Source organism: Bradyrhizobium sp. LTSP849 (assembly GCF_000938255.1).
Taxonomy (GTDB): Bacteria; Pseudomonadota; Alphaproteobacteria; order Rhizobiales; family Xanthobacteraceae; genus Bradyrhizobium.
In genome coordinates, this window is sequence record NZ_JYMR01000031.1 from 149627 (window position 1) to 165467 (window position 15841).

At 63.8% G+C, this 15841-nt stretch carries 16 protein-coding genes and 1 other RNA gene; 13 read left to right on the top strand and 4 right to left on the bottom strand.

The window, feature by feature from the left end; all coding sequences use genetic code 11:
* Nucleotides 1–70 precede the first annotated feature (70 nt).
* From fumC to ssrA, 3 genes are all read right to left on the bottom strand, one after another.
* Nucleotides 71–1516, bottom strand: coding sequence for a class II fumarate hydratase (fumC, locus tag UB31_RS20690; protein WP_045012263.1), 1446 nt, complete (start codon nt 1514–1516; stop codon nt 71–73).
* Between the two features lie 101 nt (nt 1517–1617).
* Nucleotides 1618–2124, bottom strand: coding sequence for an SspB family protein (locus UB31_RS20695; protein ID WP_045012217.1), 507 nt, complete (start codon nt 2122–2124; stop codon nt 1618–1620).
* 114 nt (nt 2125–2238) lie between these two features.
* Nucleotides 2239–2613: a transfer-messenger RNA gene (gene ssrA / locus UB31_RS40075) on the bottom strand.
* Nucleotides 2614–2686: 73 nt separating this feature from the next.
* Here ssrA and UB31_RS20700 point away from each other — a divergent pair.
* The 12 genes from UB31_RS20700 (at nt 2687) to UB31_RS20755 (ending at nt 13486) form a co-directional block, all read left to right on the top strand.
* The gene (locus UB31_RS20700; RefSeq protein ID WP_045012218.1) at nt 2687–3292 is read left to right on the top strand and encodes a chromate transporter; all 606 of its coding nucleotides are present in this window, start codon (nt 2687–2689) and stop codon (nt 3290–3292) included.
* Nucleotides 3289–3819, top strand: a complete 531-nt coding sequence (locus UB31_RS20705) for a chromate transporter (protein WP_045006207.1) — start codon at nt 3289–3291, stop codon at nt 3817–3819. The genes UB31_RS20700 and UB31_RS20705 overlap by 4 nt, the downstream gene beginning before the upstream one ends.
* A 94-nt stretch (nt 3820–3913) precedes the next feature.
* Nucleotides 3914–4678: a tripartite tricarboxylate transporter TctB family protein gene (locus UB31_RS20710; RefSeq protein WP_045006208.1), complete on the top strand. Its 765-nt coding sequence runs from the start codon at nt 3914–3916 to the stop codon at nt 4676–4678.
* 7 nt (nt 4679–4685) lie between these two features.
* Nucleotides 4686–6251 carry a tripartite tricarboxylate transporter permease gene (locus tag UB31_RS20715; protein WP_045006209.1) on the top strand — a complete coding sequence of 522 codons (1566 nt, stop codon included), beginning with the start codon at nt 4686–4688 and terminating at the stop codon, nt 6249–6251.
* A gap of 153 nt (nt 6252–6404) precedes the next feature.
* A complete protein-coding gene (locus tag UB31_RS20720) occupies nt 6405–7388 on the top strand; it encodes a tripartite tricarboxylate transporter substrate binding protein BugD (RefSeq protein WP_045006294.1) in 984 nt (327 codons plus the stop codon).
* A 171-nt stretch (nt 7389–7559) separates the two neighbouring features.
* The gene (locus tag UB31_RS20725) at nt 7560–8354 is read left to right on the top strand and encodes a thymidylate synthase (RefSeq protein ID WP_045012219.1); all 795 of its coding nucleotides are present in this window, start codon (nt 7560–7562) and stop codon (nt 8352–8354) included.
* 5 nt (nt 8355–8359) lie between these two features.
* Nucleotides 8360–8845 (top strand): GNAT family N-acetyltransferase, encoded by a 486-nt coding sequence (locus tag UB31_RS20730; RefSeq protein WP_045012220.1) that lies wholly within the window; start codon nt 8360–8362, stop codon nt 8843–8845.
* Nucleotides 8845–9354, top strand: a complete 510-nt coding sequence (locus UB31_RS20735; RefSeq protein ID WP_045006212.1) for a dihydrofolate reductase — start codon at nt 8845–8847, stop codon at nt 9352–9354. The genes UB31_RS20730 and UB31_RS20735 overlap by 1 nt, the downstream gene beginning before the upstream one ends.
* 159 nt (nt 9355–9513) lie before the next feature.
* Nucleotides 9514–10653, top strand: coding sequence for an FtsH protease activity modulator HflK (hflK, locus tag UB31_RS20740; protein WP_045006213.1), 1140 nt, complete (start codon nt 9514–9516; stop codon nt 10651–10653).
* Entirely contained in the window at nt 10650–11546 is an 897-nt protein-coding gene (hflC, locus tag UB31_RS20745; RefSeq protein WP_045012221.1) for a protease modulator HflC, read from the top strand. Before hflK ends, hflC begins: the two co-directional genes overlap by 4 nt.
* A gap of 71 nt (nt 11547–11617) precedes the next feature.
* Entirely contained in the window at nt 11618–11824 is a 207-nt protein-coding gene (locus tag UB31_RS20750; RefSeq protein WP_045006215.1) for a DUF2065 domain-containing protein, read from the top strand.
* A gap of 144 nt (nt 11825–11968) precedes the next feature.
* Nucleotides 11969–13486, top strand: coding sequence for a Do family serine endopeptidase (locus tag UB31_RS20755; protein ID WP_045012222.1), 1518 nt, complete (start codon nt 11969–11971; stop codon nt 13484–13486).
* A gap of 172 nt (nt 13487–13658) precedes the next feature.
* Here UB31_RS20755 and serB read toward each other — a convergent pair whose 3' ends face one another.
* Nucleotides 13659–14564, bottom strand: a complete 906-nt coding sequence (serB, locus tag UB31_RS20760) for a phosphoserine phosphatase SerB (protein WP_045012223.1) — start codon at nt 14562–14564, stop codon at nt 13659–13661.
* Between the two features lie 11 nt (nt 14565–14575).
* Between serB and miaA the strand changes: the two genes are divergently transcribed.
* Entirely contained in the window at nt 14576–15532 is a 957-nt protein-coding gene (miaA, locus tag UB31_RS20765) for a tRNA (adenosine(37)-N6)-dimethylallyltransferase MiaA (RefSeq protein WP_045012224.1), read from the top strand.
* Nucleotides 15533–15841 lie beyond the last annotated feature (309 nt).

Below are 15841 nucleotides of genomic sequence, written 5' to 3' on the forward strand. Positions count from 1 at the left end.
GTCGGTTTAGCCTTATATTTATGAGCTTTAAGGCTCCGTATCATTACGGATGACTATCGGAATTCGGAATTCATCCGGGCCGCGTCATCTTCTCCGGCTGCACCAAACGGTCGAACTCGTCGGCAGAGACGAAGCCGAGCCGCAGCGCCTCTTCCTTCAGCGTGGTGCCGTTGGCATGCGCAGTCTTCGCCACCTTGGCTGCGTTGTCATAGCCGATTTTTGGTGCGAGCGCGGTCACCAGCATCAGCGAGCGCTCCATCAGCTCCTTGATGTGCTTTTCGTCGGCGCGGATGCCGCTGACGCAATGCTCGGTGAAGGAGCGCGCGGCGTCGGCCATCAGGCGGATCGAGTGCAGCATGTTGTAGGCCAGCACGGGCTTGTAGACGTTGAGTTCGAAATGACCCTGGCTGCCGGCGACCGTGATCGCGGTGTGATTGCCGAACACCTGGCAGCACACCATTGTCATCGCCTCGCACTGCGTCGGATTGACCTTGCCCGGCATGATCGATGAGCCCGGCTCGTTCTCAGGAAGGATCAGTTCGCCGAGACCCGAGCGCGGGCCTGAACCTAGCAGGCGGATGTCGTTGGCGATCTTGAACAGCCCCGTCGCGACCGAATTGATGGCGCCGTGTACCAGCACGTAGGCGTCGTTGGAGGCCAGTGCCTCGAATTTGTTGGCGGCGCTGGTGAAGGGCAGCTTCGTGATCCCGACCACCTGCTTGGCGAAAAGTTTTGCGAAGCGAGGGCTCGAGTTGAGGCCGGTGCCGACGGCGGTGCCGCCCTGTGCCAGCGGATAGAGGTCCTTCACCGCGACCTTCAGCCGCGCGATCCCGCTTTCGACCTGCGCGGCGTAGCCGGAGAATTCCTGGCCGAGCGTCAGCGGCGTCGCATCCTGGGTGTGAGTGCGGCCGATCTTGACGATCTTGGCGAACTCCTTCTCCTTCGTGCGCAGCGCGCGGTGCAGCTCGCCGAGCGCGGGAACGAGATCGGCCGTGATGCGGCCGGCGGCGGCGATATGCATCGCGGTGGGAAAAGAGTCGTTCGATGACTGGCTCATGTTGACGTGATCGTTCGGATGCACCGGCTTCTTGGTGCCGAGCTCGCCGCCGAGCAGCTCATTGGCGCGGTTGGCGATCACCTCGTTGAGGTTCATGTTGCTCTGGGTGCCCGAGCCGGTCTGCCATACGACAAGCGGAAAATGGTCGTCCAGCTTGCCCTCGATCACCTCGCGCGCGGCGCGGATGATCGCATTGGCGCGGCGCTGGTCGAGCAGTCCGAGCTCGCGGTTGGACTGCGCCGCGGCGAGCTTGACGATGCCGAGCGCATGCACGAGCGAGATCGGCATGCGGTCGATGCCGATGCGAAAATTCTGGCGCGAGCGCTCGGTCTGCGCCCCCCAATAGCGATCGGAGGGGACCTCGATCGGACCAAAACTGTCGGTCTCGATGCGGGTCGCGGAGCGAGAGGGGCGGGCAGTCTTTGAGCGGGCAGTCTTTGAGCGGGCAGTCTTGGCCATGAGCACATCCGTTCTGCCGTACGAAACGCCGCGCGGCTTCTTCACATGCTCTTCTATATAGGCAGTTTGGCCGGGCGCGACGGTCTCGCGCCCAACCTAGATCATTTCTTGCGGAAACGATCGAGCCGCACGACTTCGGCGCCGCCCTGGTTCGGTGGGGTCGGCTCTTCCGCGGTCTCCGCCGGTTCGGGCACAGCTATGGCCGTCGGGGCAGGGGCGGCCGGCAATGTCTCGATCGCCACCTCGGCGACGTCGGAGGTGTCGAACTGGAGGCCGAACTTCACCGACGGATCGAGGAAGCTCTTGATGGCGCTGAACGGCACGATCAGCCGCTCCGGAATGCCGCCGAAGGACAGGCCGACCTCGAAACGGTCCTCGAGCACGGTCAGATCCCAGAACTGGTGCTGGAGGATGACCGTCATCTCTTCCGGATACTGCGCCAGCAGCCGCGGCGAGATCTTCACGCCCTCGGCCTTCGAGACGAAGGTGATGAAGAAATGATGCTCGCCCGGCAGTCCATGGGACGCGGCATCGGTCAGCACCTTGCGCAGCACGCCACGCAGCGCGTCGCGGGCCAGCACATCGTATCGAATATGATCGGTCGCCATGGTGGTCCTGTTGCATTCCAGGAGCTGGGCCCTGCCGGCCCGACTCGCCAAGCCGCAATAGTACCGCGCCTGACGGGTCAGCAGGAGTCCCCGCCGGGAAGGAAATAAGAGGTAAGTGGAGGCTTCTGTTGCCAGGTGCCTCCGAACCCCGCCTAACGGAGCTTAACCCGTTAGGACTTCAGAATGGTCTTTCAAACTGCGTTACGCAGCCTGAGCAACCGGAGCAAAGTTGTCGTTGGCAACTATTGCATAGCCCGATAACGGCGGAACAATACCGAGAAAAAGAACGCCCTTTACGCCCTCGTCGATCCTATTTCGCCCCCGCCGAAGCTCACTTGTCAGTGGGCCAAGCCCTCCGAACGATGAGCTTTGGTGGAGGCGCCGGGTACCGCCCCCGGGTCCGAATGGTTTATTACGACGACCGTTTATTTCCATAGCCGGCGAACCGGCACCCCCAATATAGGGGGCAAAGGTTTAGAAAGACAGGGGTTTGGCGCGGTTCCCTTTGGATAGGTTCCGGACGGTCTTGGCCGCGCCGCGACCCTCGTTCTAAGCTCCTGACATGTCCCTGGATTCAGCACCGGCCGCCCAAGAGCCGGATCTCACCCCCGCACACAGCCCTCCGCCCAGCCTGCTAGCGCTGTTCATGGCCTTTGCCAGGATGTCGCTGGCCGGTTTCGGCGGGGTCCTGGTGTTTGCCCGGCGGGCCATCGTCGAGCAGCACCGCTGGATGACGGCGGACGAGTTCAATGAGACGTTTGCGCTCTGCCATTTCCTGCCCGGGCCCAACATTGTCAATTTGTCGATGGTGTTCGGCTCGCGGCTGCGGGGGATCGCCGGCGGCATCGCGGCCTTTGCCGGATTGTTGCTGCCGCCGACGCTGATCATGACCGTGCTTGCGATCATCTACGCCCATTTCGGTGATGTGGACGTGCTGCGTCGCAGCCTCGCCGGCATCTCCTGCGCCGCGGTCGGCCTCTTGATCGCGGTGGTCTTCCGGATGATGACGCCGCTGTTGAAGCGGATGGACGCCGTTGGGCTGATCCTGATGCTCGCGGTGTTCACCGCCATCGGCGTGATCCGCCTGCCGCTCCAGGTGGTGTTGCTGGTCGCGATTCCCCTCAGTGTCGGCGTCACCTTCATCCTGCGACGGAAAGTAGCAGCATGAGCAGCGAGAACCCGATCTGGGCGCTGATCGCCACCTTTGGTCTGATGTCGCTGTTCGCGGTCGGCGGCGCCTCGGCGGCGGTGCCCGAGATGCACCGCATCGCGGTCGACGTGCATCACTGGATGACCGACAAGCAGTTCGCCGATGCCTATGCGATCGCGCAGCTCTCGCCAGGTCCCAATGTCCTTATCGTCACGCTAATCGGCTATGCCGTCGCCGGCATCCCCGGCGCGCTGGCCGCAACGCTGGCGATGTGCCTGCCGACGGCGCTGCTTGCCTATTATGTCAGCCGGCTCCTGAACCGGCCGAGCCAATCGCGCTGGCCCGGCCTGATTCAGGCTGCACTGGTTCCGCTGTCGATCGGATTGATGGCGGCGAGTGCCCTGATCCTGGCCCAGTCGACCGATCGCACCATTGCTGCACTGCTTCTGACCACGACAGTTGCAGTGATCGCCTCTGTCTCGCGCATCAATCCGCTGTGGCTTCTGCTCGCAGGGGGCTTGTTGGGTTTTGCTGGCATTGTGTAATGAAAATCGCTAGGCAATGATCCGGGCGGGGGATCCTTTTCCAGCCGATTAGAACAACAGTGCTCGTGACTTACGGGTCGCGGAGGAGACATGCATGGCCGATACAATGGGCCACTCGGCGGCGGCGACGACCCGAAATACGTCGGTGGTGATCGCCTTCTGTCTGCTGGCCGTTGCGCCGCAGATTTTCGAATTCATCTGGTCGATCGGGACGATCTTCGGCTGGGGCGTCGGCCGCGGCCCGGCGACCGTCGTGATCGGCCATGCCACCGCGCTGGTCGCGGGAGCGCCCGGTGCATTGCTCGGAGCGCTCAGTGGTGACACCAAGAAGACGTCATCCGATGTACTGCTGGCGCTGATCTATTCCTATCCGCTGTTTGCGGTGGCGATCCTCACGATCTTCATGACGATCAGGTCGGCACAGGACTATGTTGGCGGCATCGTTCTGATGGCACTCGCCTTGTTCGCGCTGTGGGCCTCGAGCGATTTGCAGGGGATGCGCGGCTTCTCCTTTGGCGCAGGCACGGCGCCGCGGATGTTTGGCGGGCTCCTCGTCGCGCTTGGCGCCGGCATCGCATTGACGGGACTTTTGACCGATGGACCGGCGATGGCGCACTATGCCTGGCGCGGACCGCTCTTCGTGATGATCTCGATCGTCTTCTTCGCGCTGGCGATTCGTCCGCTTGGGGTCGTGGTTACGGCCTTCGCGAGCTTCCTGATCTCGGCGATGGGCACGCATGAGACGCGCTGGGTCGAAGCGATCATTGTCGGCGCCTGCCTGACGCTCGGCTGCGCGCTGCTCTTCCCCTACGTGCTCGGGCTGCCGATGCCGATGTTCCCGCGCTTCCTGGTTCAGTGAGGGTGTGATGTTCGATCTCTTCCACAATCTGGGCCTCGGTTTCGGCGTCGTATTTCAGATCTCCTGGTGGTCACCCTGGTGGCTCTACGGCCTGTCGCTCCCGATTTCGATCAATATTCTCATGTGCCTGATTGGCGCACTGGTCGGCACGCTTGTCGGCGTGCTGCCGGGCATCGGCACCGTCGCAACCGTGGCGATGCTCCTGCCGATCACGTTCGGATTGCCGCCGGTCGGCGCGCTGATCATGCTCGCCGGCATCTACTACGGCGCCCAGTACGGCGGCTCGACCACATCGATCCTGGTCAATATTCCCGGTGAGGCGACATCGGTCGTCACCGCCATCGACGGCCATGCGATGGCGAAGCAGGGCCGCGCCGGCCCGGCGCTGGCGATCGCGGCGATCGGCTCGTTCTTCGCCGGCTGCGTCGCGACCGTGCTCATCGCAGTGCTCGGTGCGCCGCTGACCAAGCTGGCGCTGGCGTTCGGTCCGGCTGAGTACTTCTCGCTGATGGTGCTCGGCCTGATCTTCGCCGTGGTGCTGGCGAAAGGCTCGGTGCTGAAGGCGATCGCGATGATCGTGTTCGGTCTATTGCTGTCGATGGTCGGCTCGGACATCGAGACCGGCGCCTCGCGCATGGCCTTCAACATTCCGGAACTCGCCGACGGTCTCGGCTTTGCGACGGTGGCCATGGGCGTGTTTGGCTTCGCCGAGATCATTCGCAATCTCGATGCCGGCGCCGAGATGAACCGCGATCTCGTGCAGCAGAAGATCACCGGCCTGATGCCGACCAGGAAAGACCTGATCGACTCCGCGCCTGCGATCCTGCGCGGCACTGTGCTCGGCTCGATCCTCGGCATCCTGCCGGGTGGCGGCGCTGTCATTGCGTCCTTTGCGTCCTATACGCTCGAGAAGAAGATCGCCAAGGACCCGTCGCGGTTCGGCCGCGGCGCGATCGAGGGCGTGGCGGCACCGGAAAGCGCCAACAACGCCGCGGCGCAAACGTCCTTCATCCCGTTGCTGACGCTCGGCATCCCGCCGAACGCCGTGATGGCGTTGATGGTTGGCGCGATGACCATTCATGGCATCGTGCCGGGTCCGCAGGTGATGCAAAAGCAGCCGGAGCTCGTCTGGGGCATGATCGCCTCGATGTGGATCGGCAATCTGATGCTGATCATCATCAATCTGCCGCTGGTCGGAATCTGGGTGCGGCTGTTGCGCGTGCCCTACCGGCTGATGTTCCCCTCGATCGTGATCTTCTGCGCGATCGGCATCTACTCGGTGAACAACGCACCGGTCGACGTCGTCCTTGCGGGCGTGTTCGGCCTGGTCGGTTACTGGCTGATCAAGCACGATTTCGAACCGGCACCGTTGCTGCTCGGCATGGTGCTCGGACCGTTGATGGAAGAGAACCTGCGCCGCGCACTTCTGATATCGCGCGGCGACTGGACCGTATTCCTGACGCGTCCGCTGTCGGCCGTGCTGCTGGCGATCGCGGCCTTCCTGCTGGTGCTCACGGTGTTGCCTTTCTTGCGGACCAAGCGCGACGAGGTGTTCACCGAATCCGAGAGCTGATCGCGCCGCGCCCTGCGTCGTCGCCGCGCGCCTGCGTCGGCGCGCCGCATTCGGAAGTCCAATCGACTTAAGCGACAGCTTCGTGAAATGAGAATGCCGGCCGTGAGGCCGGCATTTTTGTTTGTGTCGCAAGGGACCGACAAGGAGATCGAGATGACTTCTATTCGCGCGCTTGCCGCGGGCGCATGCGCTGCAGTGCTCGCATCCATGTGCGGCTTTGTCGCACCGGCTCAAGCGCAGACCTATCCGACGCGCAGCATCACCATGATCGTGCCGTTCGCGGCCGGCGGTCCGACCGACGTGATCTCGCGCATCGTCACGTCGCACATGGCGCAGACGTTCGGGCAAAGCATCATCATCGAGAACGTCGTCGGCGCCGGTGGGACCACCGCGACCACGCGCGCCGCGCGCGCGGCCAATGACGGCTATACGCTGATCACCGGGCATATGGGCACGCATGCCGCCTCCGTGCCGCTCTATCCGAAGCTCGCCTATCATCCCGAAAAGGACTTTGAGCCGGTCGCGCTGCTCGCAGGCACGCCGATCCTGATCCTGGCGCGCAAGGACTTTCCGCCAAAGGACCTCAAGGAGTTCGTCACTTACGTGAAGGCCAATTCCGAGAAGGTGAACGCGGCGCATGCCGGCATCGGCTCGGTTTCGCACGTGTCCTGCGAACTGCTGCACTCCATCCTCGACATCAAGCCGGTCGGCGTGCCCTTCAACGGCACCGGACCCGCGATGAACGCGCTGGTGGGGGGGCAGGTCGATTATATGTGCGACCAGATCGTCAACGCGGTGCCGCAGATCAATGCGGGCACCATCAAGGCCTATGCGATCGCAACGGCGGAGCGCAATCCGTCGCTGCCGAACGTGCCGACGACGGCGGAAGCGGGCCTGCCCGCATTCCAGGCCCAAGCCTGGAATGCGATGTTCGCGCCCAAGGGAACCTCGCCGGCGATCGTGGCGAGCCTGAACGCCGCCGCCACCAAGGCACTCGACGACGCAACCGTACGCAAGCGCCTGCTCGAACTCGGCAGCGTCATCCCCACCCCTGCGGAACGGACGCCGGAAGCACTCGCAGCCCTCGTGAAGAGCGAAATCGCGAAGTGGACCCCGGTGCTCAAGCCGGCAAGTTAATCAGTACAATCAAGCTGATAGGCAAGGGGCGGGACGCGACTTCCGCCCCTTGTCGTTTGCGCCGGGAATGACCAGTTTTCGGGGTATAATCTGTGCGAACCGGCGAATCGCCGCTGTCGCAGCGCGGGGCCGGCCGTTAAGTTCGCCGTCCTCCCAAAGGCCCATAGCCCCATGCACCAATACCAGGACCTGCTCGAGCGGATTCTTTCAGACGGCGCCGAGAAGACCGATCGGACCGGGACCGGCACGCTGTCGGTGTTCGGCCATCAGATGCGCTTCAATCTGTCCGCCGGTTTCCCGATGCTGACCACCAAGCGGCTGCCGCTGAAGGCGATCGTGCATGAGCTTTTGTGGTTCCTGAAGGGCGACACCAACATCAAATATCTGCGCGACAACGGCGTCACCATCTGGGACGAGTGGGCGGACGCCAATGGCGATCTCGGCCCGGTCTATGGCCATCAATGGCGCTCCTGGCCCGCGCCGGACGGCCGCAGCATCGACCAGATCGCGAACGTGATCGACATGATCAAGCGCAATCCGGACTCGCGCCGCCTGATCGTCTCGGCCTGGAATCCGGCCGAGGTCGACAAGATGGCGCTGCCGCCGTGCCATTGCCTGTTCCAGTTCTATGTCGCGAACGGCAAGCTGTCGTGCCAGCTTTATCAGCGCTCGGCCGACGTGTTCCTCGGTGTGCCCTTCAACATCGCCTCCTACGCGCTGCTCGCCCTGATGGTGGCGCAGGTCACGGGTCTGAAGCCCGGCGACTTCGTGCATTCGTTCGGCGACACCCATCTCTATTCCAATCATCTGGAGCAGGCGCGGCTTCAACTGACGCGCGCACCGCGTGCGCTGCCGGTGATGCGGATCAATCCCGACGTGAAGGATATCTTCTCCTTCCGCTACGAGGATTTCGAACTCGTCGGCTACGACCCGCATCCGCACATCAAGGCGGCGGTCGCGGTCTAGCGCCGATGTCGCTCAACATCCGCCGCGCGCGCCCTGGCGAGGCCGGGCTTGTTCTTTCGTTCATCCGGGAGCTCGCCGAGTACGAAAAGCTCTCGCACGAGGTCGAGGCGACCGAGGCGATGATCGGTGACGCGCTGTTTGGCCCCGATCCGCGGCTTTATTGCGCACTCGTTGAGTGGAGCGGTGAGCCGGTCGGCTTTGCGGTCTGGTTTGCGAATTTCTCCACATTCAGCGGCCGCCACGGGATCTATCTCGAGGATCTGTATGTGCGGCCGTCGCATCGGAGCAAAGGCCTCGGCAAGGCGCTGCTGGTCTATCTCGCCAGGGAATGTGTCGAGAACGGCTGGTCGCGCCTGCAATGGTCGGTGCTCGACTGGAATGCGCCGTCGATCGCCTTCTACAAATCGCTCGGCGCGGTCATGATGGATGACTGGACACTGTGCCGTGTCACAGGGCCAGCGCTGACGCGTCTTGCGGGGAATGACATCTGATGGAGATCGTCTTCGTTGTCGCAGTTGCGGAGAACGGTGTCATCGGCGCGGGCGGCGCAATCCCATGGCGGTTGAAGTCCGACATGCAGCGCTTCAAGGCGCTCACCATCGGCAAGCCCGTGATCATGGGTCGCAAGACCTTTGAATCGCTGCGCCGGCCGCTGTCCAACCGCACCAACATCGTCATCACACGCGATGCAGATTATCGCGCCCATGGCGCCATCGTCACGACATCGGCAGCGGACGCAGGCGCGGTTGCGCGCGGCGACGCCCTGCGGCGTTCGGCCGCCGAGATCGCGGTCATCGGTGGCGCCGAAATTTATCGGCAGTGGCTCGATCGTGCCGATCGCCTCGAAATCACGGAAGTGCATGCGCGGCCCGACGGCGACACACATTTCGACATCGATAAGGCGCAGTGGGACGAAACGAGCCGCGTCCGCCACCCGGCCGGCCCCGACGACAGCGCCGACTACTCCTATGTGACATATCGTCGGCGGCCGTCCCATTAACTCCATTCGCCAATGTTTACATTGACTTTTCCGCGCCCGAGCATAGCTCGTGGGTCGGTCATGGCCGCGTTGTAAGGGACCTGCCGGTCCCCTATAAAGCCGGACCGGACAATGCGGGCCGGGTAAGTTTTAGTCCCGGTCTGCCGAGGAGAGTGTCGAATGCCGTGGAAGAATCAGGGCGGTGGCCCATGGGGCTCGGGTCCGAAAGGACCGTGGGGCTCAGGCCCGCAACCGGTCGGGCCGAGGCCGCCGGATCTGGAGGACCTTCTGCGGCGTGGCCAGGACCGGCTTCAGCAGATCATGCCGGGCGGCTATTTCTCCGGCATCGGCATCACGCTGATCCTGCTCATCATCATCGCGCTTTGGCTGTTGTCGGGCTTCTTCAGGGTGCAGTCCGAAGAACAGGGCGTCGTGTTGCGCTTCGGCAAGCACGTCCGCACCGTGGATCCGGGCCTGAACTATCATCTGCCCTATCCAATCGAGACGGTGCTGCTGCCGAAGGCGCTGCGCGTCTCCACCATTTCCATCGGCATGACGCTGATCGACGATCCGGCCCGGCGCGGCCGCTCGATCCGTGACGTGCCGGAAGAGAGCCTGATGCTGACCGGCGACGAGAACATCGTCGATGTCGACTTCACTGTGCTGTGGCGCATCAAGCCCAACGGTGTTGGCAACTTCCTGTTCAACATCCAGAACCCCGAGGGCACCGTGAAGGCGGTCGCGGAAAGCGCCATGCGCGAGGTGATCGGCCGCTCCAACATCCAGCCGATCCTGACCGGCGCGCGGACGCAGACTGAGGCCACCGTGCAGGATTTGATGCAGAAGACGCTGGACAGCTACGGCGCCGGCATCCAGATCGCCCAGGTGCAGATGCAGAAGGTCGATCCGCCTGCACAGGTGATCGATGCGTTCCGCGACGTGCAGGCGGCGCGCGCCAATCTTGAGCAGCTGCAAAACGAAGCGCAGACCTACGCCAACAAGATCGTGCCGGACGCGCGCGGTCGCGCTGCGCAGATCATTCAGGCCGCCGAAGGCTACAAGGAGCAGGCGGTCGCCGAGGCCAAGGGCCAGAGCTCGCGCTTCCTGAAGGTGTACGAGGAATACAAGAAGGCGCCCGACGTGACGCGTGAACGAATTTATCTGGAGACCATGGAGCGCGTGCTCGGTGGCTCCGAGAAGCTCATCTATGACGGAGGCTCCTCGGGCCAGGGCGTCGTGCCCTATCTCCCGCTCAATGAATTGACGCCCAAGAAGGCGCCGACCACCACCGGCCAGCAGTCGACTGGAGGCACCCGATGAGGTCTCCGGTTACAGGTATCGTCGCGCTGCTTGCGCTGCTGCTGGTGATGATCGTCGCCTACATGTCGTTGTTCACGGTGCAGCAGACCGAGCAGACTATCGTGCTGCAATTCGGTAAGCCGGTGGACGTCGTCACCGACCCGGGGCTGCACTTCAAGGCGCCGTGGAACTCCGTGATCAACGTCGACAAGCGGATCCTCGATCTCGAAAACCCGTCGCAGGAGGTCATTGCCTCCGACCAGAAGCGGCTCGTGGTCGATGCCTTTGCGCGCTATCGCATCAAGGACGCGCTGCGCTTCTATCAGAGCGTCGGCTCGATCCAGGCTGCGAACCTCCAGCTCACCTCGCTGCTGAACGCGGCGCTGCGCCGGGTGCTCGGCGAGGTCAACTTCATCACTGTGGTGCGTGATGAGCGCGAGAAGCTGATGGGGCGCATCCGCGAGCAGCTCGATCACGAGGCCGATGGTTACGGCATCGAGGTCGTCGACGTCCGGATCCGCCGCGCTGATCTGCCTGAGCAGAACAGCCAGGCGGTCTACCAGCGCATGCAGACCGAACGTCAGCGCGAAGCGGCCGAGTTCCGCGCGCAGGGCGGTCAGAAGGCGCAGGAGATCCGCTCCAAGGCCGATCGCGAGGCGACCGTGATCATTGCCGAAGCGAACTCCACCGCCGAGCAGACGCGCGGTGTGGGTGACGCCGAACGCAACCGGCTGTTCGCCGAAGCCTACGGCAAGGATGCTGACTTCTTTGCCTTCTACCGGTCGATGACGGCCTATGAGAACGGGCTGAAGTCGGGCGATACCCGCTTCCTGTTGCGGCCGGATTCGGATTTCTTCCGGTATTTCAGTAACCCGAGCGGCAAGACGGCGACCGAGACACCGGCGAAGCCGTAAGCTAGACGAAGGGCGGCGCTTCTGCCGCCCTATCGTCCAGACAGAACAGCATAACGGGAGGTTCCAATCCGATGAGGTCCATTGCGTTCGCCGACTTCCTCATCGGCTTAGGCATCCTGTTCGTGCTCGAAGGCTTGATGTTCGCGGCGAGTCCCGCCTGGATGCGCAAGGCCATGAAGAGCGCAATCGCCACGCCGGACAACGTCCTGCGCGCGGTTGGGATCGGTTCGGCCGTCGCCGGATTGATCCTGATCTGGGTGATGCGGCGGCCCATTTAGAGGGACGCGCCAACGCCAAAGTGAAGGCGCAGGGCAGGTTTTCGCCGTATTATCTGGCTCTTGAGGCCCGTTAAGCTCCGTGCTTGCGCCGTCCCCCGGTTCGAGCGCAGTCTTGGAGCCGAATCCTTTTCTCTGGAGACCACAATGATCGCTGCCACAATTGCCCCGACCCGCTTGCGCCCAATCCGCTTGCGATTTGGGCTGGCCGCGCTCGCCGTCGGCGCTTTCAGCGCGTTCGGCTCGCCGGCTCAAGCGCGCGGACCGGAAGGCATCGCCGACGTCGCCGAGAAGGTGATCGACGCGGTCGTCAACATCTCGACGTCGCAGACCGTCGAAGCCAAGGGCGGCGGCGGCAGCAACACCATGCCGCAACTGCCGCCCGGCTCGCCTTTCGAGGAGTTCTTCGACGACTTCTTCAAGAACCGAAGGGGTCCCGGCGGCGGCAGCAAGGGCGGCGATAACGGCAGCGGCCCGCCGCGCAAGGCCAACTCGCTCGGAAGCGGCTTCATCATCGACACCTCCGGTGTCGTCGTGACCAACAACCATGTCATCGCGGATGCCGACGAGATCAACGTCATTCTCAATGACGGCAGCAAGATCAAGGCCGAGCTGGTCGGCGTCGACAAGAAGACCGACCTTGCCGTGCTGAAGTTCAAGCCGCCGAAGCCGCTGGTCTCGGTGAAGTTCGGCGACTCCGACAAGCTGCGCCTCGGCGACTGGGTTGTTGCGATCGGCAATCCCTTCAGCCTCGGTGGCACGGTGACGGCCGGCATCGTCTCGGCCAAGAACCGCGACATCTCCTCAGGTCCCTATGACAGCTACATCCAGACCGACGCCGCGATCAATCGCGGCAATTCCGGTGGCCCGCTGTTCAACCTCGATGGCGACGTCGTCGGCGTCAACACGTTGATCATCTCGCCCTCCGGCGGCTCGATCGGCATCGGCTTCGCCGTGCCGTCGAAGACCGTCGCGGGCGTGGTCGACCAGCTCCGCCAGTTCGGCGAATTGCGCCGCGGCTGGCTCGGCGTACGCATCCAGAGCGTCACCGACGAGATCGCCGAGAGCCTCAACATCAAGCCGCCGCGCGGCGCGCTGGTCGCGGGCGTCGACGACAAGGGCCCGGCCAAGCCCGCCGGCATCGAGCCCGGCGACGTCGTCGTCAAGTTCGACGGCAAGGACGTCAAGGACCCGAAGGATCTCTCCCGCGTCGTCGCCGACACGGCGGTCGGCAAGGAGGTCGACGTCATCGTCATCCGCAAGGGCCAGGAAGAGACCAAGAAGGTCACGCTCGGCCGCCTCCAGGATGCCGACAAGGTGCAGGCCGCGGTGAAGACCGACGAGCCCGCGCCCGAGAAGCCGGTGACGCAGAAGGCACTCGGCCTCGATCTCGCAACGATCAGCAAGGATTTGCGCACGCGTTACAAGATCAAGGACACCGTCAAGGGCGTGGTCGTCACCAATGTCGAGGCCAATTCGGACGCCGCCGAGAAGCGGCTCTCCGCGGGCGACGTCATCGTCGAGGTGGCGCAGGAAGCCGTCTCCAGCGGTGCCGACATCCAGAAGCGGGTCGACCAGCTCAAGAAGGACGGCAAGAAGTCGGTGCTGCTGCTGGTCTCGAATGGTGACGGCGAGCTGCGGTTCGTGGCGCTGAGCGTGCAGTAGGCGCGCGCACAATCCAGTAGGGTGGGCAAAGCGAAGCGTGCCCACCATGTTTTTCCATCGTCGCAGCAAGAGCGGTGGGCACGGCGCAAAGTGCGCCTTTGCCCACCCTACGGCGGCCGAGCGTGCGGCAAGAGCTGGTGCAGTCGCTCTGAGTCTGGTTCTTTGGACCAGACTACGCCTCCACAAACTCCTCGCGTCGATACCCCTGCGCATACAGCAGCGCGGTGAGATCGCCGTGGTCGATCTTTGCGGCCGCCGCTGCGGCCACTGCCGGCTTCGCGTGATACGCCACACCGAACCCCGCCGCCTGGATCATCGCCAGATCATTGGCACCGTCGCCGACCACGACCGAGTCGATATCGTCGAGATCGAACGACTCCATCAAATCCACCAGCGTCGCGAGCTTGGCCGCGCGGCCCAAAATCGGCTCCTTCACCTCGCCGGTGAACTTGCCGTCGCGTACGACGAGCTCGTTGGCGCGGTTTTCCTGGAAGCCGATCTTTGCGGCGACCGCGCTCGTGAACAGCGTGAAGCCGCCGGAGACGAGGCAGGTATAGGCGCCGTGGGCGCGCATGGTCGCGACCAGCTCACGACCGCCCGGCGTCAGCGTGATGCGTTCGGCCAGCACCTTGTCGACCACGCCGACGGGGAGGTCCTTCAGGAGCGCGACGCGCTCGCGCAGCGCCGGCTCGAACTCGATCTCGCCGCGCATCGCGCGTTCGGTGATGCCGGCGACATGCGCCTTCAGTCCGGCAAAATCGGCCAGTTCATCGATGCATTCCTGGCCGATCATGGTGGAATCCATGTCGGCAAGAAAAAGCTTCTTGCGCCGGAAGCCGACAGGCTGCACGACGATGTCGATGGGCAGATCGCCGCGAAGCTCGCGCAACCGCTGTTCGATGGCGTGACGGTCGCCTTCGAGGTTACTGTCGGCGCCGAACGGAATGTCGACCGCAACCCCGTCGAACAGCCAGTGCGCAGGTAGCGCCTGGGGCAGCACGGCGCGGGCGCCGTCGACGATGGTGCTATCGAGCGCGGGATTATTGGGGTTGCAGATCAGCGTGGCAACGAGGGACATTTGAGGTTTTCGTGAGCGAGGGGCAAGTCGGCAGAAGGCATGTTGGCAAGGCCGTGCTTATCGCAGGCCCGACCGCCAGCGGCAAGTCGGCGCTGGCGCTCGAGCTTGCGCTCGCCACCGGCGGCGTCGTCATCAATGCGGATTCCATGCAAGTTTATCGGGATCTCCGCATCATCACGGCGCGCCCCACAGGGGCTGAGGAGGCGCGGGTGCCGCACCGCCTTTATGGCCATGTCGATGCAGCCGTGAATTTTTCGGCCGGGGCCTGGGTGAGCGACGCGGCGAAGGCGCTGGAAGAGGCGCAGACCGAAGGCCGCCTGCCGATTTTCATCGGCGGCACCGGGCTCTATTTCAAGGCTTTGACGGCTGGTCTCTCGGTGGTACCGCCGATCCCTGCCGAGCTGCGCGAGGACGTGCGCGCGCGGCTGGAGCGGAACGGCGTCGAGGCGCTGCACGCGGAACTCGCGGCTCGCGATCCGCGCGCCGCGGAACGATTGAACGTGCGTGATCGCACCCGCATCGCGCGCGCGCTCGAAGTGATTGAGGCGACCGGGCGCTCCCTTCTCGACTGGCACCACGAGGGTCAGCCCCCGCTGCTACCGAAGGACAGTTTTCGCGCAGTGTTTCTGGCACCCGAGCGCGAGGAGCTCTATGCCCGCATCGAAGTTCGTTTCGACGCCATGCTGGGCGCCGGCGCGTTGAACGAAGTCGAGCGGCTCGGCGCCCGCAGCCTCGATCCGCTGCTGCCGGCGATGAAAGCTCATGGCGTCCCGGCGTTGATCCGCCACCTGCGTGGCGAGATCAGTCTCGATGAGGCCGCCACGATCGGCCGGGCCGATACCCGCCACTATGCCAAGCGCCAGTTCACCTGGTTTCGGCACCAGCTGCCCGAATTCGAATGGGTGAAGCCAGAGGAGGTGAGGGGTTGGCTCGCGGCGGCCGCGAACGCAGCGAGGGACGCCAGTTGACGCGCCTTTGTGCCTCAGTTCCCAATTTTACCTCTCGCCGAACCTCGGGAACACCGCTACACTGCCAAAATCGCGCGGGAACGGCCGCACAGCCTTGACATCCGGGCTTTGGTCGTTATGTTTCGCGCAACCTTTGGGAAGCCGAGCCACCGCAATGCGTAATATTATTACCAAACTCCTTATCGCCGTCGTACCCAGGCACACCGCCGGGGGTGGCTAACTGCCATCCACATGACAGGCGGTGTGCATGGGCCCTCTTCGGGGCCTTTTTTATTTCCCGAACCAGACACGAACGAAGCCGCTGACAAC